Genomic DNA, 21455 nt, shown 5'->3' on the forward strand with positions numbered 1-21455 from the left:
ATAACGCTGGCTGATGGCACATTGCCAAAACTCTTCAGTCACGCCGGGACTTTTCGTTCGCGGGTGCTGCTTTTTTATCCGAACCCCTAAATAAAAACGCCCGGCCAAAGGGCCGGGCGCTTTTCTCAGGCAATCTTACTTATCGTCAGCAACGCCCGGAACATTAGCGGTTTCGCCGCTTGTGCCCTGAACTTCTTCCTTCATGCGCTTGAGGCCCATGTGGCGAACGTCGGTGCCGCGCACCAGATAGATCACCAGTTCCGAGATGTTGCGCGCGTGGTCACCGATGCGCTCCAGCGAACGCAACACCCAGATGATGCTCAAGACCCGCGAGATAGAGCGTGGGTCTTCCATCATGTAGGTTGCCAGTTCGCGCAGTGCCGTTTTGTATTCGCGGTCGATGACTTTGTCGTACTGCGCCACCGACAACGCCAGATCGGCGTCGAAACGAGCAAACGCATCCAGGGCATCACGTACCATGTTGCGCACCTGGTCACCGATGTGGCGTACCTCGACGTAACCGCGCGGCGCCTCGCCCTCTTCGCACAGCTGGATGGCGCGGCGGGCAATCTTGGTGGCCTCGTCGCCGATGCGCTCCAGGTCGATCACCGACTTGGAGATGCTGATGATCAGACGCAGGTCGGAGGCCGCTGGCTGACGACGGGCCAGAATGCGCAGGCATTCTTCGTCGATGTTGCGCTCCATCTGGTTGATCTGATCGTCGATTTCACGCACCTGCTGGGCCAGGCCGGAGTCGGCTTCGATCAGCGCCGTGACGGCGTCGTTGACCTGTTTCTCGACCAGTCCGCCCATGGCCAGGAGGTGGCTGCGCACTTCCTCCAGTTCAGCGTTGAACTGCGCGGAAATGTGATGAGTGAGGCCTTCCTTAGAAATCATTGTGTTCGCTCCGCAAAAGCTGTTACCAAGAGCTGCAAGCTACACGCTGCAAGCTGATTTGTGTCGTACTCGAACCGCTCTCGCTTGCCGCTTGAAGCTCGCGGCTCGCAGCTGCATCAATCAACCATAACGACCGGTAATGTAGTCTTCGGTCTGCTTCTTCGCCGGGTTGGTGAACAGCGTATCGGTGTCGCCGAATTCCACCAGTTTGCCCATGTACATGAAGGCCGTGTAGTCGGACACCCGCGCCGCCTGCTGCATGTTGTGGGTCACGATGACGATGGTGAATTTGGATTTCAATTCGTAGATCAGCTCTTCGACTTTGAGGGTCGAGATCGGATCCAGAGCCGAGCACGGTTCGTCGAGCAGCAGTACTTCGGGCTCAACCGCGATGGTGCGGGCAATCACCAGACGCTGCTGCTGACCACCGGACAGGCCCAGTGCCGATTCGTGCAGACGGTCTTTGACTTCGTCCCACAGCGCCGCGCCTTTCAACGCCCACTCAACGGCTTCGTCGAGGATGCGCTTCTTGTTGATCCCTTGAATGCGCAGGCCGTAAACCACGTTTTCATAGATGGTTTTCGGGAACGGGTTCGGCTTCTGGAACACCATGCCGACGCGACGACGCAGTTCGGCAACGTCTTCGCCCTTGCGATAGATGTTGTTGCCGTACAGGTTGATCGCGCCTTCTACGCGGCAACCGTCAACCAGGTCGTTCATGCGATTGAAGGTACGCAGCAACGTCGACTTGCCACAGCCGGACGGGCCGATGAAGGCCGTCACGCGCTGTTTCGGGATGTTCATGCTGACGTCGAACAATGCTTGTTTGTCGCCGTAGTACAGGCTCAGGCCCGGCACTTCGATGGCAACGGTTTCCTGCTCGAGGCTCAGGCTCTGCTTGTCGCGGCCCAGGGCAGACATGTTGATGCCGTGGGTATGTGTTTCGTGCTGCATGGGAGGCTCCCTGTGCTAACAAATTCGGTTCGGTTAGCCGCTGGGTGCGGCTGTACTCAATCTTGGGTGGCAGCGTGCTTGCTCGCGAAGAGGTCGGCACATTCAACATCAATGTCGCCTGACCCACCGCTTTCGCGAGCAAGCCCGCTCCCACAGGAATATCAACTGTCCAACGCTTTGTACTTTTCGCGCAGGTGGTTACGAATCCACACCGCCGACAGGTTCAACGTGGCGATCACCAACACCAGCAACAGCGCCGTGGCGTACACCAGCGGGCGGGCCGCTTCGACGTTCGGGCTCTGGAAGCCGACGTCATAAATGTGGAAGCCCAAGTGCATGATCTTCTGATCCAGGTGCAGGTACGGGTAGTTGCCGTCAACCGGCAGCGACGGCGCCAGTTTCACCACACCCACCAGCATCAGCGGCGCCACTTCACCAGCGGCGCGAGCCACGGCGAGGATCATGCCGGTCATCATGGCCGGGCTGGCCATGGGCAGAACGATCTTCCACAAGGTTTCAGCCTTGGTCGCGCCAAGCGCCAGCGAGCCTTCGCGCACCGTGCGTGGAATCCGCGCCAGCCCTTCTTCGGTCGCCACGATCACCACCGGCACTGCCAGCAGCGCCAGGGTCAACGAAGCCCAGAGCAGGCCCGGCGTACCGAAGGTCGGTGCCGGCAGCGCTTCGGGGAAGAACAAGCGGTCAACCGAGCCACCCAGTACATAAACAAAGAAGCCCAGACCAAACACGCCGTAAACGATCGCCGGTACGCCGGCGAGGTTGTTCACCGCGATACGGATGATCCGCGTCAGGGCGTTCTGCTTGGCGTATTCACGCAGGTACACCGCCGCCAACACGCCGAACGGGGTCACGATCATCGCCATGATGAGGGTCATCATCACGGTGCCGAAAATCGCCGGGAAAATCCCGCCTTCGGTGTTCGCTTCACGCGGGTCTTCCGACAGGAATTCCCAGACCTTGGCGAAGTAGAAGCGGATTTTGGTGAACGTACCCATCGCGTTCGGCTGGTAGGCATGAACCACTTTGCCCAGACCGATTTCAATCTCTTTGCCGTTGGCATCGCGAGCGGTCAAGGCATCACGGTTGAACTGGGCATGCAGATCGGACAGGCGTGCTTCAACGTCCTGATAACGAGCGTTAAGTTCGGCGCGCTCGGATTCCATGTCCGCTTGTGCGGTGGCGTCGAGTTTGCCTTCCAGTTCCAGTTTGCGGCCGTGCAGACGGATGCGCTCCAACCCTGCGTTGATCGCGCCGATGTCAGTCTTTTCCAGCGACTTCAGTTGCTTGGCAAGCCCGCTCACGCGGTCGATCCGCGCCTGCAGCTCAGGCCATGCAGCCTCGCCCTCGGCGATCACCTTGCCGTCCTGTTTGACGTTGACCAGGTAGCCGTAGAAATTGCCCCACTCACGACGCTCGATCGCCATCAGCTCCGGCGGCGACGTCTGGTTGGTCAGCCACTCGCCGACGATCCAGGTGAAGTCGTTGCCGTTCAGATCACGGTTACCGACCTTGATCAGCTCACGGGTCATGAACTCCGGGCCCTGGTCAGGCACCGGCAAACCAGCGCTCTTGAGGCGGGCTCGCGGCACTTCTTCTTTCTGCACCACTTCGCCGATGACCAGGTGATTGGCCTGGCCCGGCACGTCGTAGTTGGCACGGATCAGATCCGCCGGCCAGAAGTGACCCAGACCGCGCACGGCAATCACCGCCAGCAGGCCAATGGTCATGATGACCGCGATGGACACCGCGCCACCGCTGATCCAGACGCCAGGGGCGCCGCTCTTGAACCATCCATTCAGGGAGTTCTGTTTCACAGACTTCTACCTTTGCTTAAAGCGACGAGTATTTCTTGCGCAGACGCTGACGAATCAGTTCTGCCAGGGTGTTCATGATGAAGGTGAACAACAGCAGCACCAGCGCCGAGAGGAACAGCACGCGGTAGTGGCTGCCGCCGACTTCCGACTCCGGCATTTCCACTGCCACGTTGGCCGCCAGCGTACGCAGACCTTCGAACAGGTTCAGTTCCATGACCGGGGTGTTACCGGTGGCCATCAGCACGATCATGGTTTCCCCGACCGCACGACCCATGCCGATCATCAATGCCGAGAAAATGCCCGGGCTTGCGGTGAGGATGACCACGCGGGTCATGGTCTGCCACGGTGTGGCACCCAGCGCCAGCGAGCCAAGGGTCAAGCCGCGCGGCACGCTGAACACGGCGTCTTCAGCAATCGAGTAAATGTTCGGGATCACCGCGAACCCCATGGCCAGACCGACCACCAGTGCGTTGCGCTGGTCGTAGGTGATGCCCAGGTCGTGGGAGATCCACATGCGCATGTCACCGCCAAAGAACCAGTTCTCCATGAACGGGCTCATGTACAGCGACAGCCAGCCCACAAACAGGATCACCGGAATCAGCAGCGCACTTTCCCAGCCGTCCGGCACTTTCAGGCGGATGGCTTCAGGCAGACGGCTGAAGGTGAACCCGGCCACCAGAATGCCGATCGGTAGCAGCATCAGCAGGCTGAAGATGCCCGGTAAATGCCCTTCCACATAAGGTGCGAGAAACAGACCGGCGAAGAAACCGAGGATCACCGTCGGCATCGCTTCCATCAGCTCAATCACCGGCTTGACCTTGCGGCGCAAGCTCGGGGCCATGAAGTACGCGGTGTAGATCGCAGCGGCAACGGCCAGCGGTGCCGCCAGCAACATGGCGTAGAACGCTGCCTTGAGCGTACCGAAGGTCAGTGGCGCCAGGCTCATCTTGGGTTCGAAATCAGTGTTGGCGGCGGTCGATTGCCAGACGTATTTAGGCTCGTCGTAGTTTTCGTACCAAACCTTGCTCCACAACGCGCTCCAGGACACCTCCGGGTGCGGGTTGTCGAGCAGCAGCGGTTGCAGCTTGCCGCCCGCTTCGACAATCACACGGTTGGCGCGAGGCGACAGACCGAACAGGCCTTGGCCGTCGACCACCTGATCGACCAGCAAAGTGCGGTGTGCGGTGCTGTGGAACACGCCGAGCTTGCCGCTGGCATCCAGGGCGAGAAAGCCCTTGCGACGCTCTTCAGCGGTGATTTCAACGATCGGTGCAGTGCCCATCTGGAAGGTGCGAATCTGCTTAAGGCGCAGTTCACCGTCGGTGTCGCGAGCCATGAACCACTGGGCCAGACCACCATTGGAATCACCGACGATCAGCGAAATACCGCCCACCAACTGGGCCGTCGCAGTCACTTGCGCATCGCCGTTTTCCAGCAGTTTGTAACGACCATTGAGACTCTTGTCGCGCAGGCTGAACACGTCGGCCTGGGCACGCCCGTTGACCACGTACAGCCACTGCTGGCGCGGGTCGACGAAAATGTTTTTCACCGGCTCAGTCATCTGCGGCAGATCGATACGCTTCTGCTCGTTGGTGACTTCGCCGGTCATCATGTTTTCTTCGCTGGTCAGCGACAGCACATTGAGTTGCGAACCGGTGGAGCCGACCAGCATCAAGGTCGAATCGGAGGCATTGAGGCTGACGTGCTCCAGCGCACCGCCGCTTTCGTTCAGCGCGATCGGCGTGTCGCCATAGGGATATTCGATGGCTGGGGTGATGGTTTTCTTGCCATCGGGGTAGCTGACTTTATAGGTGTGGCGGAACACCAGCACCTGGCCGTTGGACAGGCCCACGGCGACCAGCGGATGACCTGGCTGGTCTTTGGCGATGGACGTCACCGTTGCACCTGCCGGCACCGGCAGATCGACACGCTTCAACTCAGCGCCACTGTCGATATCGAAGAACAGCGCCTGACCTTTGTCGGAAACGCGCATGGCCACCTTATTCTGCTCTTCGAGCGAAATCATCAGTGGCTTGCCAGCGTCCTGCATCCAGGCTGGGGTGATTGCATCTTTCGCGGTCAGGTCGGCACCCTTGAACAGCGGGGCAACCACATAGGCGAGGAAGAAGAAAATCAGCGTGATGGCCGCCAGCACTGCCAGGCCGCCAATCAGGACGTACCAGCGAGTGAGGCGATCCTTGAGCGCGCGAATACGGCGCTTGCGTTGCAGCTCAGGCGTATTGAAATCAATGCGCTTGGGAGGGGAAGTCGTAGTCATTGTGGAGTTGGCCAGATCATTCATGCGCTCACCCTAGCGATCCTGTATGACAGAAAGATGACAATGCAGTGACGCACCAAATCCACCCCCAGCGGGTACTGGAGGCGGATCGAAAATTTGAGGTGTGTAAAAGGCCGGTCTGCGGGCAGATCCGGCCTTTCACTTGAGCCCGGTGGGGTTCACCCCGGGCTCAATTTGTTACTTCTTGGCGACAGCGCCGCCTTCTTGCAGACCCAGGTCAGCCAGTGCTTTTGCAGCAACCTTGGCCGGCAGCGGGATGTAACCGTCTTTCACAACCACTTCCTGGCCTTGTTTGGACAGCACCAGTTTCACGAACTCAGCTTCCAGCGGGGCCAAAGGCTTGTTCGGGGCTTTGTTGACGTAAACGTAGAGGAAACGCGACAGCGGATACTTGCCGTTCAGGGCGTTTTCTTCACTGTCTTCGATGAAGTCAGTGCTGCCTTTCTTGGCCAGGGCTACGGTTTTCACGCTAGCGGTTTTGTAGCCGATGCCCGAGTAACCGATGCCGTTCAGCGAGGAGCTGATCGACTGCACGACCGAAGCCGAGCCTGGTTGTTCGTTGACGTTTGGCTTGTAGTCGCCTTTGCACAGGGCTTCTTCTTTGAAGTAGCCGTAGGTGCCGGATACCGAGTTACGACCGAACAGTTGCACTGGCTTGTTGGCCAGGTCGCCGGTCACGCCCAGGTCGCCCCAGGTTTTGACGTCGGCTTTGGCGCCGCACAGACGGGTAGACGAGAAGATCGCGTCAACCTGTTCCATGGTCAGGTGCTGGATCGGGTTGTCCTTGTGAACGAAGACCGCCAGGGCATCCACAGCAACCGGGATAGCGGTTGGCTTGTAGCCGTACTTCTGCTCGAAGGCAGCCAGTTCGGTGTCCTTCATCTTGCGGCTCATAGGGCCCAGGTTCGAAGTCCCTTCAGTCAGCGCAGGTGGCGCTGTAGCGGAACCGGCAGCCTGAATCTGGATGTTGACGTTCGGGTATTCTTTTTTGTAGTTCTCAGCCCAGAGGGTCATGAGGTTAGCCAGGGTATCGGAGCCAACGCTGGACAGGTTGCCCGAGACACCGGTGACTTTGCTGTACGCCGGAATTGCCGGGTCAACGCCAGCGGCTACCGCGTGGGCAGTCGCTACGCCAGCAGCGACAAAAGTCATTGCCGCCATCAAACGCTTCAGTTTCATGCCTTACTCCTAGCAGATAGGGGGTGTTAAGTCGGGGCCAAGTATCAGCAGGCCGTGTGAACACTCTATGGCTGAAATATGACAATTGGATGAAAGGCCAGCATTGGTTTTTTAGTGAGTGATTCGCGGCGCCCCCTTGGCGAGCAAGCCCGCCCCCACACGTTGAAATGCATTCCAAATGTGGGAGCGGCGGTGCGACTTGCTCGCGAAGGCGTCAGAACAATCGATGAGGTGTCGGGATCAGCGGCCCTTCTTCCAGAGCCACGCGCCCACCACAATCCCCACCGCGCAGAGCACCACCACATAATAAGCCGGGCCCATCGCGCTTTCTTTCAGCAGCAGGCTGACCACCATCGGCGTCAGACCACCGAAGATCGCGTACGCCACGTTGTACGAGAACGACAGGCCACTGAAGCGCACCGCCGGCGGGAACGCTTTGACCATCACATAGGGCACCGCACCGATGGTGCCGACCAGCAATCCGGTCAACGCGTACAGCGGGAACAACCAGTCAGGGTGATCCGCGAGGCTGTGATAGAAGGTCCAGGAGCTGACCAACAAGCCCAGGCAACCGAAGACAAACACACGGCCGGCGCCAAAACGATCCGCCAGGGCGCCGGAAATGATGCAACCGATGCTCAGGAACACGATGGCCAGGCTGTTCGATTGCAACGCTGTGGTCGGCGAGAAGTGATAGACCGTTTGCAGTACGGTCGGGGTCATCAGGATCACCACGACGACCCCGGCGGACAACAGCCAGGTCAGCAGCATCGAGATTGCAATCGCCCCGCGATGATCACGCAGCACCGCACGCAACGGCACTTCTTCGGCCAGCGCCTTGCGCAGTTGCAGCTCGGCGAACACCGGGGTCTCGTGCAGCCAGCGGCGCAGGTAAACCGAGAACAGGCCGAACACGCCACCGAGCAGGAACGGAATCCGCCAGGCGTAATCCGCGACTTCCACGGGCGTATAAAGGCTGTTGATCGCGGTGGCGACCAGCGAACCGAGCAGGATGCCGGCGGTCAAGCCGCTGGTCAGGGTGCCGCAGGCATAGCCGATGTGCTTTTGCGGCACGTGTTCGGAAACGAAGACCCACGCCCCAGGCACCTCACCGCCAATCGCCGCGCCTTGAATCACGCGCATCAGCAGCAACAGGATCGGCGCCCACAAGCCGATTTGCGCGTAGGTTGGCAGGAGGCCCATGATCAGGGTCGGCACAGCCATCATGAATATGCTCAGGGTGAACATCTTCTTGCGACCCAACAGATCGCCGAAATGCGCCATGACGATGCCGCCCAACGGCCGCGCCAGGTAGCCGGCGGCGAAGATGCCGAAGGTCTGCATCAGGCGCAGCCACTCTGGCATGTCGGCGGGGAAGAACAGTTTGCCGACCACGGTGGCAAAGAAAACGAAGATGATGAAATCGTAGAACTCCAGCGCGCCCCCCAGGGCAGACAGCGACAGAGTCTTGTAATCATTGCGGGTCAACGGTCGTGCGGGTTGCTCGGACTGCGCGAGGCTCGAAGGCGCTGTGGTCATGGCAAGGGCTTCTCTTATTAGGCGGATCTACCGCCACAACAACGCTGGCTGTGGCTTGAGCAGGTTCGGCACCATAGCAAATTGTTCGAAAAAGCACATAGAGGTGCGTATTTGGCGGTCAAAATCAGAACCGGATGGTCGTCGCGGAGTCTACCGACCGATATACTCGCAACCTTGCTCCGGTTTGTAGGGGGTTGCTGTGCGAAAACGTCGTTGGTCCGCCCTTTGCCTGGGAGCAGCCGATTTCGCAGAGTTTCCCTTTTAGTTGCCTGATGGAAAACGTGACGAACGCAATATGTTCGGTGCTGAATCGTTTTTCCTGAAGACGGCTACCACCCGCAATACCCACAAAGAGTCACGGGTCAGAGGCCCCTCGGCATGATAGAGCTCGAACAAGAAGATCCGATCCCGCAGGGCGATCTGGCCCTGCAAATCACCGCGCTACCGCGTGAAACCAATGGCTTTGGCGATATTTTCGGCGGCTGGCTGGTCGCGCAAATGGACCTGGCCGGCACCGCAATGGCCAGCCGTGTGGCCGGTGGCCGCGTCGCGACCGTCGCCATTGATCGCATGGCGTTCCTGGTGCCAGTGGCCGTTGGCGCGCAATTGTCCTTTTATACACAGACCCTGGAAATCGGCCGCAGCTCGATCCAGATGATGGTCGAAGTGTGGAGCGACGATCCGCTGTCCAGCGAATGGCGTAAAGTCACCGAAGCGGTGTTCGTCTTCGTCGCTATCGACGGCAGCGGTCGCACCCGTTCGGTACCTCCACGCGCACGCTAAACCTCACGACCGTTCTACGGTCGATAGTTGTCCCTGTTTCTGATCGAGAGCTGTCCCATGAACCCGCCCAACGTTGAAGCCGTGAAACTGGATGAACTGAACTGCTGGCGCATTCGCCACGGTCAGGCCGAAGTGCTGGTGGCCCAGCAAGGCGCACACATCCTCAGTTATCAGATCGACGGCCAGCCGCCGATCATCTGGCTCAACGACAAGGCTGACTTCAAGACGGGCAAGAGCATCCGCGCAGGTGTGCCGGTGTGCTGGCCGTGGTTCGGAAAATTCGAACGCAATCCGCAGAGCGTAAAAGCCATGCGCATCAGTGACGAACCGGCGCCGGCGCATGGTTTGGTAAGGGCGATGGATTGGGCGCTGGGCGGTATCGAAGCCGAGGCCAACGGCCTCAAGGTCGAGTTCAAGCTGCCCTGCCCCGAAGGCGGATTGCCGGGCTGGCCCCATGAAGTGGATCTGACCCTGACCCTGCGCCTGGATGATCAATTGCACTTCAGCCTGACCAGCCACAACCGGGGTGCCGAGACCGTCAGCCTCAGCCAGGCCCTGCACACGTACTTCGCCGTCAGCGATGTGCGCAATGTGCACGTCGACGGTGTCGATGGCCTGAATTACATCGAGACGCTGGATGACTGGAAGACCGTCACCCAGCAAGGTGATCTGCACTTTGCCGGCGAAACCGACCGCATCTACCTCGACGCCCCGCCACAGCTAAGCATCATCGACCCGACGTGGGAGCGGCGTATCGTGCTGACCGCGACGGGTTCGCGCACCGCGGTAATCTGGAACCCGTGGATCGACCGCGCGGCAGCGCTCAGCGATATGGATAACGATGGCTGGCAGCGCATGCTGTGCATCGAGACCGCGAATGTGATGGATGACGTGGTGACTTTAGCGTCGGGTGCGAGCCACACCATGGGCGTCAGCGTCGGCAGCAAACCGCTCTAGACCCTGGCGCAAAGGCTTGCTCGCGAAAGCGTCGTATCAGGCAACATCAATGTGACTGAGAGACCACATTCGCGAGCAAGCCCGCCCCTACCTTGGGTTCTGCGCCAACTCTTAGAGATCGGACTCCTGCACCACCCGCACCTTGTCCGCTTCCAGCGCATACGCGGCGTCAGCCAGATCATTGCTGACCTTCTCGATCTTCAGCGTGCCGGTCACCCACAGCGGCGTATAGATGTCATCGAGCTTCAGACCTTTGGGGTAGCGCACCAGCAACAGTTGATTCGGCGGCGGTGGCGGCACATGGATGCAGGCGCCCGGATATGGCACAAGGAAGAACAGCGTACTGCGACCCTTGGCGTCGGACTCAAGCGGCACCGGGTATCCGCCAATGCGGATGTGTTTGCCATTCATCGCCGCCACAGTCTTGGTCGAATACATCACCGCCGGCAGACCCTTGGCCTGTTTCATGCCGCCCTTCTCGGTGAAGGTGCCAGTGGCTTCGGGGGAGTTATGGTCGATTTCGGGCATGGCCTCAAGGGCCTTTTGATCCGACTTGGGCATCAGTTCCAGCCAGTCGGTTTCCGGCAGTTCGCCGGCGTGGGCCAAACCACTGCCCAGGAAAAGGAGAGTCAACAGAAGACGGCGCATGAAGGTGCTCGGAAAAAGAAAGGAATGAATCGCCGAGCATTCTAGCCCTCCCTGCCGGTTTGGCAGAGAGGGCTTTGTCGCCTGGATCAGTTCTTTTTGATCAGGCCGTAGATCACCAGCAACACGATCGCGCCGACCAGCGCGCCGAAGAACCCTGCGCCCTGACCTGCCTGATAGATGCCCAAAGCCTGGCCGCCGTAGGTGGCTGCCAGCGAACCGCCGATACCGAGCAGGATGGTCATGATCCAGCCCATGCTGTCATCGCCCGGTTTCAGGAACCGCGCCAGCAGGCCGACGATCAAGCCGATAAAGATGGTTCCGATAATTCCCATGGCACTTCCCTCTTGATGGTCAATATGCGAAGCCTAGTCAGACTTGCGCATCCTGCCATGAGAGAACGGCGGCCCCTGAATGGTTCCGCCGCTGCCACATGAAACTGTTTTACTCGGCGATCAGCGCTTGGACCTTGACGATCTGTGCCTGGAGCGTGGCCATGTCGGCGCAACGCAGGTTGGCGTGACCGACCTTGCGCCCAGCCTTGAACGCCTTGCCGTAGTGATGCAGGTGGCAATCTTCGATGGCGATGACTTTCTCCACCGGCGGTACGACACCGATGAAGTTGAGCATCGCGCTCTCGCCGACTTTAGCGGTCGACCCCAGCGGCAGGCCGGCAACGGCACGCAGATGGTTTTCGAACTGGCTGCACTCGGCGCCTTCGGTGGTCCAGTGCCCGGAGTTGTGCACGCGCGGGGCGATTTCGTTGGCCTTCAGGCCACCGTCGACTTCAAAGAACTCGAACGCCATCACGCCGACGTAATCCAGTTGCTTGAGCACGCGGCTGGAATAGTCTTCGGCCAGCGCTTGCAACGGGTGATCGGTGCTGGCAACGGACAGCTTGAGGATGCCGCTGTCGTGGGTGTTGTGAACCAACGGGTAGAACCTGGTTTCGCCATCGCGAGCGCGCACGGCGATCAGCGAGACTTCACCGGTGAACGGCACGAAGCCTTCCAGCAAACAGGCGACGCTACCGAGTTCGGCGAAAGTGCCGACCACATCTTCAGGCTTGCGCAGGACTTTCTGGCCCTTGCCGTCGTAACCCAGCGTGCGGGTTTTCAGCACGGCCGGCAGACCGATGGACGCGACGGCGGCGTCCAGATCGGCTTGCGATTGGATGTCGGCGAAGGCTGGGGTTGGAATCCCCAGATCCTTGAACATGCTCTTCTCGAACCAGCGGTCGCGAGCAATGCGCAGGGCTTCAGCGCTCGGGTAGACCGGCACGAATTGCGAGAGGAACGCTACGGTTTCAGCCGGGACGCTTTCGAACTCGAAGGTCACCAGATCGACTTCATCGGCCAACTGGCGCAGATGATCCTGATCGCCGTAATCGGCCCGCAGGTGTTCACCCAACGCCGCGGCGCAAGCGTCCGGCGCAGGGTCGAGAAAAGCGAAGTTCATGCCCAGCGGAGTCCCCGCCAGGGCCAACATGCGACCCAACTGGCCGCCACCGATTACACCGATCTTCATCTCAACAACCTCAGGCAATACGTGGGTCTGGATTGTCCAGGACGCTGTCTGTCTGCTCGGCACGGAAGGTTTTCAGTACCGCGTGGAACTGTGGATGCTTGGCGCCAAGGATGCTCGCCGAGAGCAGGGCCGCGTTGATCGCGCCTGCTTTGCCGATGGCCAGAGTGGCGACCGGAATACCGGCGGGCATCTGCACGATCGACAGCAGCGAATCGACGCCCGAGAGCATGGCCGACTGCACCGGAACGCCCAGTACCGGCAGGTGGGTCTTGGCCGCACACATGCCTGGCAAGTGAGCTGCGCCACCGGCACCGGCGATAATCACCTCGATGCCGCGGCTTTCAGCCTCTTCGGCGTACTGGAACAGCAAATCCGGGGTGCGGTGGGCAGAGACCACTTTGACCTCGTACGGGATGCCGAGCTTTTCCAGCATATCGGCGGTGTGGCTAAGGGTGGACCAATCGGACTTGGAGCCCATGATCACGCCAACCAGTGCACTCATCGTCGCGCCTCTTCTCTCTGGGCGCCCGCAGGCGCGTCAAAAACAACAAGCCACGCAGAATGCGTGGCTTGTTGTAGGAAAAATGACCGGACGTACCGGCCGAAGGCCGCGCAGTATACCGCAAAGAAGCCAATAAACAGCCCCCTGGGCGACCATCTGTCAAATGACGCAAAGGCCCGTTTTTATTGACTTGAAGGTCAGCGCCGCAACACCACAAATCCCCCTCCCACCATTGGATCGGCGGTGAGTCAGGACGCTTGTGCAGCGCCGCCTTCGAGCTTGCGCCAGAGCAACCGCACATTGGCCTTGCGCACCAGTGCGCAGCGATACAGGCGAATCTCCAGCGGTACATGCCACTGCGCACCGCCGCAAACGACGAGTTCCCCCCGGGCCAATTCGGCCCGCACGCTCAGTTGCGGCACCCAGGCGATTCCCAGACCTTCCAGGGCCATGCTTTTCAGGCTGTCGGCCATGGCCGTTTCGTAAATAGTGGTGAAACGTAGTTGGCGCTGGCGCAACAAGCCGTTTACCGAACGCCCGAGAAACGCCCCGGCGCTATAAGCGAGCAACGGTACGCTGGCATCGCCTTCCAGATCGAACAACGGCTTGCCATCGGCATCCGCCGCGCACACCGGGAGCATCTCCGTCTGGCCCAGATGCAGCGACGGGAAGATTTCCGGGTCCATCTGCATCGCCGCGTCCGGGTCGTAGAACGCCAGCATCAAATCGCAGCCCCCTTCACGCAACGCATGCACAGCGTCGCCGACGTTGGTCGCCACCAACCGCGTGGCAATGTTCAGCCCTTCGTTGCGTAACTGCGCGATCCAGCGCGGAAAGAAGCCCAACGCCAGCGAGTGAGCGGCAGCAACCTGCATCACCTCGCCCTGCCCGCCTTCCAGGTGATGCAAATGGCGCAGCACTTCGCCGAGTTGTTCAACCACGGTACGCGCGGTCACCAGAAACAACTGCCCCGCCGCTGTCAGCTCGACCGGCGTGCGCGAGCGATTGACCAACGTCAGCCCCAGCGCCGCCTCGAGGCTGCGGATCCGTCGACTGAAGGCCGGCTGGGTCACGAAGCGCCGCTCGGCGGCCTGCGAGAAGCTGCGGGTGGCGGCCAGAGCACTGAAGTCCTCAAGCCATTTGCTTTCCAGATTCATCACGTCCTCCCGGACACGCACCAAAACAGGTCACACGTCTGCCGCGCACGCGGCGTCACACCGGCATTATGCCGAATGTGCATAGGCCAGTGCTGAACAGCATTGGCCCAAAATTTCCCACAAGCCTAGCATTCGCAGCGTTCCGGCACAGACCGGGTCCATATTGAGATGATTTCTATCATGTCCTCCGCTGCATCTTTCCGCACAGAAAACGACCTGCTTGGCGCCCTCGAAGTACCGGCTCAAGCGTATTACGGCATCCAGACCCTGCGAGCGGTGAACAACTTCCGCCTCTCGGGCGTTCCGATTTCGCATTACCCGAAACTGGTTGTCGGTCTGGCGATGGTCAAACAGGCCGCCGCTGACGCCAACCGTGAACTGGGTCATCTGAGCGAAGCCAAGCACGCTGCCATCAGCGAAGCCTGTGCCCGATTGATCCGCGGTGATTTCCACGAAGAGTTCGTGGTCGACATGATTCAAGGTGGCGCCGGCACTTCCACCAACATGAACGCCAACGAAGTGATCGCCAACATTGCGCTCGAAGCAATGGGTCACCAGAAAGGCGAGTACCAGTACCTGCACCCCAACGATGACGTGAACATGGCGCAGTCGACCAACGACGCCTACCCGACCGCGATCCGTCTGGGTCTGCTGCTGGGCCACGACTCGCTGCTGGCCAGCCTCGACAGCCTGATCAAGGCATTCGCAGCCAAGGGTGAAGAATTCAACCACGTCCTGAAAATGGGCCGCACCCAACTGCAAGACGCCGTGCCGATGACCCTCGGCCAGGAATTCCGTGCCTTCGCCACCACCATGGGCGAAGACCTGGCCCGTCTGAAGACGCTGGCCCCGGAACTGCTGACTGAAGTGAACCTGGGCGGTACCGCCATTGGTACCGGCATCAACGCCGACCCACGCTATCAGGCCCTGGCTGTCCAGCGTCTGGCGCTGATCAGCGGTCAACCGCTGGTGCCCGCCGCCGACCTGATCGAAGCCACCTCCGACATGGGCGCCTTCGTGCTGTTCTCCGGCATGCTCAAGCGCACCGCGGTCAAGCTGTCGAAGATCTGCAACGACCTGCGCCTGCTGTCCAGCGGCCCGCGTACCGGCATCAATGAAATCAACCTGCCGGCGCGTCAGCCAGGCAGTTCGATCATGCCCGGCAAGGTCAACCCGGTGATTCCGGAAGCCGTTAACCAGGTTGCTTTCCAGGTCATCGGTAACGACTTGGCGCTGACCATGGCAGCCGAAGGCGGCCAACTGCAACTGAACGTGATGGAGCCGCTGATCGCTTTCAAGATCCTCGACTCGATCCGCCTGCTGCAGCGCGCCATGGACATGCTCCGCGAGCACTGCATCGTCGGCATCACCGCCAACGAAGCGCGCTGCCGCGAACTGGTCGAACACTCGATCGGTCTGGTCACCGCACTGAACCCGTACATCGGCTACAAAAACGCCACCCGCATTGCCCGTATCGCCCTTGAAAGCGGCCGCGGCGTGCTGGAACTGGTGCGCGAGGAAGGTCTGCTCGACGAAGCCATGCTCGCCGACATCCTGCGCCCGGAAAACATGATTGCTCCACGTCTGGTTCCGCTGAAGGGCTGAACCAACAGGTTGTTTGTAGCACCGCTCACCAGGTCGAGGGACTAGACACCTCTCACCTTTTGAGGGCCTGGGGATCAGTCCCCAGGCCCTTTTTTTTAACGCTCTGACCCTGAGACCCGTATGTCTGGGGGTTGCTTCATGGGGGAGCGGGCTTGCTCGCGCAGGCGTCGTGTCAGTCGACCAAAATGAACCTGACACACCGCATTCGCGAGCAAGCCCGCCCCCACAGACAGCAGTCCCTGCACAAGCCCGGCGCCGGTAACGTCGGGTGTTTCAAAGCTTCGTTTCGTCGCTTGCACCACAACCGTGCAGACGGGCGCCGCACTGATAGGTATAGTGCCGCCCCTCTTCGCGTGAGCGGTCGTCGGTAACGAGGCCATAACCCATGCGAAACCCGAACTAATAACAAACCCGCGAAATGGATCCGGGACGAAATCATCGCCTCACCCGTCGTGCCGTATGTACGCCGGTGTAACACGATGTTTCTACCATCCAGTATTTGCTTACACAAAAAACAGCGAGGATAAATCCATGCTCGAAGTCATCAACGACTTCCTCTCAGGGAAAGTACTGATCGTGCTCATTGTCGGGCTCGGTAGCTACTTCACGATTCGCTCGCGTTTCGTTCAATTTCGTCACTTCTTCCACATGTTCGCGGTGTTCCGCGACAGCCTGAAAAGCAGCGCCGGGCAACTCAGCTCGTTCCAGGCCCTGATGCTCAGCCTCGCCGGCCGCGTCGGTGCAGGCAACATCGCGGGTGTCGGCATCGCCGTGACCCTGGGTGGGCCGGGTGCGGTGTTCTGGATGTGGGTCACCGCCCTGGTCGGCATGTCCAGCAGCTTCTTTGAATGCTCGCTCGGTCAGCTCTACAAACGTACCGACTCCGATGGCACCTACCGTGGCGGCCCGTCCTACTACATCCAGCACGGTCTGCAGAAGCGCTGGCTGGGTATGGTCATGGCGTTCCTGTTGCTGGTGACCTTCGGTTTCGCCTTCAACGGCCTGCAAGCCCACGCCGTGACCCACTCGCTGAACAATGCCTTCGGCTTCGACACCACCTACACAGGCATCGGCCTGGCGGTGTTGCTGGGCCTGGTGTTCATCGGTGGGATCAAACGCATCGCCAAGGTCGCTGACCTGCTGGTGCCGGTGAAAACCCTGATCTACATCGGCGTGACCATCTACGTGATCGTGCTGCAAATCGACCAAGTACCCGCCATGCTGATGACCATCGTCAAGAGCGCCTTCGGTCTCGACCAGGCCTTCGGCGGCCTGATCGGCACCGCGATCGTGATGGGCGTGAAGCGTGGTGTGTTCGCCAACGAAGCCGGTCTGGGCAGTGCACCGAACGTGGCGGCTGTGGCGTCGGTCGAGCACCCGGTGGCACAAGGTGTGGTGCAAGCGTTCAGCGTGTTCCTCGATACCTTCGTGATCTGCACCTGCACCGCGCTGCTGATCCTGCTCTCGGGTTTCTACACCCCGGGCTTCGAAGGCGACGGCATTGCCCTGACCCAGAACTCGCTGGCCGCCGTGGTCGGTGACTGGGGCCGGATGTTCATCTCGGTGGCCCTGGCGCTGTTCGTGTTCACCTCGATTCTCTACAACTACTACCTGGGCGAAAGCAATCTGCGCTTCCTGATCGGTGAAAACCGCAAGGCGCTGATCGGCTACCGCGCGCTGGTACTGGTGTTGATCTTCTGGGGTGCCATCGAGAACCTCAGCACCGTGTTCGCCTTCGCCGACATCACCATGACCCTGCTGGCGTTCGTGAACCTGATCGCGCTGTTCCTGCTGTTCAAGGTCGGCATGCGCATCCTGCGGGACTACGATGACCAGCGTTCGGCCGGCATCAAGACCCCGGTATTCGATTCGAGCAAGTTCCCGGATCTGGACCTGGACCGCAAAGCCTGGCCGGCCAACCCGTCTGCCGCTACCGGCAAGACGCAAGCCGAGCCGCAAGGCGTCCCTGCAGCGCAACGCTGATAGGTGAATGACGGGCGCATCCTCTGCGCCCGTCAGTTATTGTGATGCAATGCCTGCTCCCACAAGGAACTCATCGTTTCGGAGAATCCTATGAACCCTTCGACTTATCCTGCCGCCCAGCACGTCATGGTGTTGTACACCGGTGGCACCATCGGCATGCAGGCCAGCGCCAATGGCCTGGCCCCGGCGTCCGGTTTCGAAGCGCGGATGCGCGAGTACCTGCACAGCCAGCCTGAACTGGTCGTGCCGCAGTGGCGCTTTCGCGAGATGTCGCCGCTGATCGACAGCGCCAACATGACCCCGGCCTATTGGCAGCAACTGCGTGAAGCGGTGGTCGACGCCGTTGATGGGCAAGGCTGCGACAGCGTGCTGATCCTGCACGGCACCGACACTCTGGCTTACAGCGCGGCGGCGATGAGCTTCCAGTTGCTCGGCCTGCACGCTCGCGTGTGCTTCACCGGCTCGATGCTGCCGGCCGGCGTTACTGACAGCGATGCCTGGGAAAACCTCAGCGGCGCACTGGTTGCCCTCGGCCAAGGCCTGGCGCCGGGTGTGCACTTGTACTTCCACGGCGAACGGCTGGCACCGACCCGTTGCGCAAAAGTGCGCAGCTTCGGCCGTCATCCATTCAAGCGTCTGGAGCGTCAGGGCGGCGGCGTGAAAGCCACCTCGATTCCAGCGGCGTTGAATTACAACCAGCCAAAACAACTGGCGAATGTTGCCGTGTTGCCACTGTTCCCAGGCATCGGTGCGCAAATCCTCGATGGCCTGCTCGACAGCGGCATTCAGGGCTTGGTGCTGGAGTGCTACGGCAGCGGTACCGGGCCGAGCGACAATCCGGCGTTCCTCGCCAGCCTCGCCCGCGCGCGGGACAACGGCGTGGTCGTGGTGGCGGTCACGCAGTGCCATGAAGGCGGCGTCGAACTGGACGTTTACGAGGCGGGCAGTCGCTTGCGGGGCGTTGGTGTGTTGTCCGGTGGCGGCATGACCCGTGAGGCCGCGTTCGGCAAGTTGAACGGATTGCTCGGTGCAGGCCTGGAAACCGCTGAAGTCCGCCGACTGGTCGAACTCGACCTGTGTGGTGAGCTGGTCTGAGCATGGCGTTGGACCGCCCCTCACCCTCTCCCAGAGGGTGAGGGCTGGATCGGACTGACACCACAAGCGTCGCGGCACACAACTTGCTCTCTTTTCCAGCATCCCCTGGCTGGAAGACACTGATGCTCCACTCCCACCTCACCACCCTCAACGCCGTCTCCCTGATACTCAACACCTTCAACGCCGAAGGCTTGTCGAGCCAGGCGCTGCTGGCCGGCAGCGGCATCAGTGCGGCGGATCTGAGCCGAGCCGATACGCGCATCACCACCAATCAGGAGATGCAGGTCTGCGCCAACGCGGTCGCACTCAAGCACGACATCGGCCTGGAACTGGGCCGGCGCATGCACGTTTCCTGCTACGGCATGCTTGGTTACGCACTCCTGACCTGTGCCACCTTCGGTGACGCTTTGCATTTGGCGATCCGTTATCCGGCGTTGCTGGGAACACTTTTCGAGCTGAACCTTGAGGACGACGGCGAGCGCGTCTGGTTCGTTGCGGCCGATTATCGCGAGAGTCCGGCGATGGCCGCGTTCAATGCCGAATTCTGTCTGGTGTCACTGAAAGTCATCTGTGACGACTTGCTCGGTCATCCGCTACCGCTGCTCGCCACACGCTTTGAACACGCGGCGCCGGATTACCGTGACAGCTACGCCGAGCATTTCGCCAGCCCGTTGCACTTCGCCGCCAAGGACAACGCCTTTGCGTTCGAAAAGCACTGGCTCGATCAACCGTTACCCCTGGCCGACAGCATTACTCATCAGGCCATGGCCGAACGCTGCCGCAAACAGAATCTCGAGTTCACAGGGCGTCAGGCATGGCTGGGAAGAATTCGCCAATTGCTCAGCGCCCAGTTGAACGCCGCGCCTGGGCTTGAGGGGCTGGCGCAGCAAATGAAGTGCTCACCGCGCACCTTGCGTCGGCACCTCAAAGACATGGGCAGCAGCTACCAGGAGCTGCTCGACGAATTGCGTTTCGAACGAGCCAAACAAATGCTCTGTGAAGATCAACTGCCGATCTACCGCATCGCTGAACACCTGGGTTTCAGCGAGACCGCGAGTTTCCGCCATGCGTTCGTCCGCTGGAGCGGCGTGGCGCCGAGTCAGTTCAGGCCGCACTGAGATTCCAGTGTGCAGGCTTGCTCGCGAAGAGGCCGTGTCAGTCACCTGATGCATAAACTGACACCCCGCCTTCGCGAGCAAGCCCGCTCCCACAGGTTTTTCGCCATGCTCAGTGAACCGGCGAGCAACCGTGTGCTGGACAACCTCGTCCCTACCGCTTGAACACAAATCTCTGTGGGATCGCATTTTTCTGATGCAGGCTTGAGGGGCCAATTGCGGTCATGATTTTTGGCCATATCAATCCCCTTTTGGCCTTTCCTGCCGTTCTCCGAATCGTTGTACGCCGCAACACTTGAGGCCACCGAACCAGCCCTGCGGAGAACAACAAATGCTGACGATCTACTCGGACGATCACCACCTGCACCATGGCCGCTGCGAACTGATCGATGGCCAGCTCAAGCCTTGCTTCGAGATGCCCTCGCGCGCCGACCACGTGCTGCAACGCGTGCAGAACCAACACCTGGGCCCGGTCCGAGCCCCCCAGGATTTCGGCCTTGAACCCATCGCACGCATCCACAGCCGCGATTACCTCGAGTTTTTCAAGGGTGCGTGGGCGCGCTGGACCGAGTTCAACACCGACGGCGATCTGCTGCCCTACACCTGGCCTGCCCGCACATTGCGCGCAATCAAACCGACCAGCCTGCACGGCCAACTCGGCTATTACAGCTTCGACGGCGGCGCGCCGATCACCGCCGGCACCTGGCAGGCCGCCTATAGCGCAGCGCAAGTGGCACTGACCGCGCAAGCGGCGATTCAGGGGGGTGCGCGCGGTGCCTTTGCCCTGTGCCGCCCACCGGGACACCACGCCGCCAGCGACTTGATGGGCGGTTATTGCTACCTCAACAACGCCGCCATCGCCGCGCAGGCGTTCCTCGATCAGGGCCACGAAAAAGTCGCGATCCTCGACGTCGACTATCACCACGGCAACGGCACCCAGTCGATTTTCTACGAGCGCAGCGACGTACTGTTCACCTCGATCCACGGCCACCCGGAAGCGGAGTTTCCGTTTTTCCTCGGCTACGATGATGAACGCGGCGAAGGCCCCGGTGAGGGTTTCAACTTCAACTACCCGCTGCCCGCCGGTTCAGGCTGGGACATGTGGAGCGCTGCGCTGGAACAGGCCTGCAACGAGATCGACCGCTACGGCGCCGACATCATCGTGGTGTCGCTCGGTGTCGACACATTCAAGGACGATCCGATCTCGCAATTCAAACTCGATAGCCCCGACTACGTGGCGATGGGCAAGCGTATTGCCGCCCTCGGCAAACCAACGCTGTTTGTCATGGAGGGCGGTTACGCAGTGGAGGAAATCGGCATCAACGCGGTGAACGTGCTTGAAGGGTTTGAACGATAAAAAGCGCCTGAAACGGATTGGCACGGCAA

18 protein-coding genes are annotated in these 21455 nt (G+C 60.5%); 7 read left to right on the plus strand and 11 right to left on the minus strand.

What is annotated here, in order from left to right:
- Positions 1-135: 135 nt before the first annotated feature.
- From phoU to AACY50_RS08860, 6 genes are all read right to left on the minus strand, one after another.
- Positions 136-897, minus strand: a complete 762-nt coding sequence (gene phoU / locus AACY50_RS08835) for a phosphate signaling complex protein PhoU (RefSeq protein WP_221731907.1) — start codon at positions 895-897, stop codon at positions 136-138.
- 120 nt (positions 898-1017) lie between these two features.
- A complete protein-coding gene (gene pstB / locus AACY50_RS08840) occupies positions 1018-1851 on the minus strand; it encodes a phosphate ABC transporter ATP-binding protein PstB (RefSeq protein WP_221731906.1) in 834 nt (277 codons plus the stop codon).
- Between the two features lie 161 nt (positions 1852-2012).
- Positions 2013-3683 carry a phosphate ABC transporter permease PstA gene (pstA, locus tag AACY50_RS08845; protein ID WP_339431512.1) on the minus strand — a complete coding sequence of 557 codons (1671 nt, stop codon included), beginning with the start codon at positions 3681-3683 and terminating at the stop codon, positions 2013-2015.
- 16 nt (positions 3684-3699) lie between these two features.
- Positions 3700-5985, minus strand: a complete 2286-nt coding sequence (locus tag AACY50_RS08850) for an ABC transporter permease subunit (RefSeq protein ID WP_221731904.1) — start codon at positions 5983-5985, stop codon at positions 3700-3702.
- Positions 5986-6159: 174 nt separating this feature from the next.
- Entirely contained in the window at positions 6160-7161 is a 1002-nt protein-coding gene (locus tag AACY50_RS08855) for a phosphate ABC transporter substrate-binding protein PstS (RefSeq protein WP_221731903.1), read from the minus strand.
- Between the two features lie 240 nt (positions 7162-7401).
- Positions 7402-8700, minus strand: a complete 1299-nt coding sequence (locus AACY50_RS08860; RefSeq protein WP_339431511.1) for an MFS transporter — start codon at positions 8698-8700, stop codon at positions 7402-7404.
- A 378-nt stretch (positions 8701-9078) separates the two neighbouring features.
- Between AACY50_RS08860 and AACY50_RS08865 the strand changes: the two genes are divergently transcribed.
- Positions 9079-9483 (plus strand): acyl-CoA thioesterase, encoded by a 405-nt coding sequence (locus AACY50_RS08865; RefSeq protein WP_003229628.1) that lies wholly within the window; start codon positions 9079-9081, stop codon positions 9481-9483.
- Between the two features lie 57 nt (positions 9484-9540).
- Complete coding sequence (locus AACY50_RS08870; RefSeq protein ID WP_339431510.1) at positions 9541-10440, plus strand: D-hexose-6-phosphate mutarotase; 900 nt, start codon at positions 9541-9543, stop codon at positions 10438-10440.
- A 111-nt stretch (positions 10441-10551) separates the two neighbouring features.
- Here the strand turns inward: AACY50_RS08870 and AACY50_RS08875 are convergent, their stop codons facing one another.
- The 5 genes from AACY50_RS08875 to AACY50_RS08895 all read right to left on the minus strand — a co-directional run bounded on the left by AACY50_RS08875 (position 10552) and on the right by AACY50_RS08895 (position 14271).
- Positions 10552-11088 (minus strand): DUF3299 domain-containing protein, encoded by a 537-nt coding sequence (locus tag AACY50_RS08875; RefSeq protein WP_221731900.1) that lies wholly within the window; start codon positions 11086-11088, stop codon positions 10552-10554.
- Positions 11089-11174: 86 nt separating this feature from the next.
- Positions 11175-11420, minus strand: coding sequence for a GlsB/YeaQ/YmgE family stress response membrane protein (locus AACY50_RS08880; RefSeq protein ID WP_217829170.1), 246 nt, complete (start codon positions 11418-11420; stop codon positions 11175-11177).
- A 109-nt stretch (positions 11421-11529) separates the two neighbouring features.
- Positions 11530-12612, minus strand: coding sequence for a 5-(carboxyamino)imidazole ribonucleotide synthase (locus tag AACY50_RS08885; RefSeq protein ID WP_221731899.1), 1083 nt, complete (start codon positions 12610-12612; stop codon positions 11530-11532).
- Positions 12613-12622: 10 nt separating this feature from the next.
- A complete protein-coding gene (gene purE, locus AACY50_RS08890; RefSeq protein ID WP_007920220.1) occupies positions 12623-13114 on the minus strand; it encodes a 5-(carboxyamino)imidazole ribonucleotide mutase in 492 nt (163 codons plus the stop codon).
- 248 nt (positions 13115-13362) lie between these two features.
- On the minus strand, positions 13363-14271 hold the full coding sequence (locus AACY50_RS08895; RefSeq protein WP_305440537.1) for a LysR substrate-binding domain-containing protein: 909 nt from the start codon (positions 14269-14271) through the stop codon (positions 13363-13365).
- A gap of 180 nt (positions 14272-14451) precedes the next feature.
- On the opposite strand from AACY50_RS08895, the gene aspA reads away from it, so the two are divergent.
- The 5 genes from aspA to AACY50_RS08920 all read left to right on the plus strand — a co-directional run bounded on the left by aspA (position 14452) and on the right by AACY50_RS08920 (position 21426).
- Positions 14452-15876 carry an aspartate ammonia-lyase gene (gene aspA / locus AACY50_RS08900; RefSeq protein WP_221731897.1) on the plus strand — a complete coding sequence of 475 codons (1425 nt, stop codon included), beginning with the start codon at positions 14452-14454 and terminating at the stop codon, positions 15874-15876.
- A gap of 531 nt (positions 15877-16407) precedes the next feature.
- Entirely contained in the window at positions 16408-17859 is a 1452-nt protein-coding gene (locus tag AACY50_RS08905) for an alanine/glycine:cation symporter family protein (protein ID WP_339431509.1), read from the plus strand.
- Positions 17860-17949: 90 nt separating this feature from the next.
- Positions 17950-18954, plus strand: coding sequence for an asparaginase (locus tag AACY50_RS08910; RefSeq protein WP_339431508.1), 1005 nt, complete (start codon positions 17950-17952; stop codon positions 18952-18954).
- Positions 18955-19076: 122 nt separating this feature from the next.
- Entirely contained in the window at positions 19077-20072 is a 996-nt protein-coding gene (locus tag AACY50_RS08915; RefSeq protein ID WP_339431507.1) for an AraC family transcriptional regulator, read from the plus strand.
- Positions 20073-20400: 328 nt separating this feature from the next.
- Positions 20401-21426: a histone deacetylase family protein gene (locus AACY50_RS08920; RefSeq protein ID WP_339431506.1), complete on the plus strand. Its 1026-nt coding sequence runs from the start codon at positions 20401-20403 to the stop codon at positions 21424-21426.
- The last annotated feature ends 29 nt before the right edge of the window (positions 21427-21455 follow it).

This window comes from Pseudomonas sp. RA_15y_Pfl2_54 (assembly GCF_963971015.1).
Taxonomy (GTDB): domain Bacteria; phylum Pseudomonadota; class Gammaproteobacteria; order Pseudomonadales; family Pseudomonadaceae; genus Aquipseudomonas; species Aquipseudomonas baetica_A.

Coding starts and splice junctions, on each gene's coding strand:
- AACY50_RS08905 (WP_339431509.1), top strand. CDS start 16,408: ATGCTCGAAGTCATCAACGACTTCCTCTCAGGGAAAGTACTGATCGTG.
- AACY50_RS08885 (WP_221731899.1), bottom strand. CDS start 12,612: ATGAAGATCGGTGTAATCGGTGGCGGCCAGTTGGGTCGCATGTTGGCC.
- phoU (WP_221731907.1), bottom strand. CDS start 897: ATGATTTCTAAGGAAGGCCTCACTCATCACATTTCCGCGCAGTTCAAC.
- AACY50_RS08870 (WP_339431510.1), top strand. CDS start 9,541: ATGAACCCGCCCAACGTTGAAGCCGTGAAACTGGATGAACTGAACTGC.
- AACY50_RS08865 (WP_003229628.1), top strand. CDS start 9,079: ATGATAGAGCTCGAACAAGAAGATCCGATCCCGCAGGGCGATCTGGCC.
- AACY50_RS08855 (WP_221731903.1), bottom strand. CDS start 7,161: ATGAAACTGAAGCGTTTGATGGCGGCAATGACTTTTGTCGCTGCTGGC.
- AACY50_RS08915 (WP_339431507.1), top strand. CDS start 19,077: ATGCTCCACTCCCACCTCACCACCCTCAACGCCGTCTCCCTGATACTC.
- AACY50_RS08920 (WP_339431506.1), top strand. CDS start 20,401: ATGCTGACGATCTACTCGGACGATCACCACCTGCACCATGGCCGCTGC.
- AACY50_RS08895 (WP_305440537.1), bottom strand. CDS start 14,271: ATGAATCTGGAAAGCAAATGGCTTGAGGACTTCAGTGCTCTGGCCGCC.
- aspA (WP_221731897.1), top strand. CDS start 14,452: ATGTCCTCCGCTGCATCTTTCCGCACAGAAAACGACCTGCTTGGCGCC.
- AACY50_RS08860 (WP_339431511.1), bottom strand. CDS start 8,700: ATGACCACAGCGCCTTCGAGCCTCGCGCAGTCCGAGCAACCCGCACGA.
- AACY50_RS08850 (WP_221731904.1), bottom strand. CDS start 5,985: ATGAATGATCTGGCCAACTCCACAATGACTACGACTTCCCCTCCCAAG.
- AACY50_RS08875 (WP_221731900.1), bottom strand. CDS start 11,088: ATGCGCCGTCTTCTGTTGACTCTCCTTTTCCTGGGCAGTGGTTTGGCC.
- AACY50_RS08910 (WP_339431508.1), top strand. CDS start 17,950: ATGAACCCTTCGACTTATCCTGCCGCCCAGCACGTCATGGTGTTGTAC.
- AACY50_RS08880 (WP_217829170.1), bottom strand. CDS start 11,420: ATGGGAATTATCGGAACCATCTTTATCGGCTTGATCGTCGGCCTGCTG.
- purE (WP_007920220.1), bottom strand. CDS start 13,114: ATGAGTGCACTGGTTGGCGTGATCATGGGCTCCAAGTCCGATTGGTCC.
- pstB (WP_221731906.1), bottom strand. CDS start 1,851: ATGCAGCACGAAACACATACCCACGGCATCAACATGTCTGCCCTGGGC.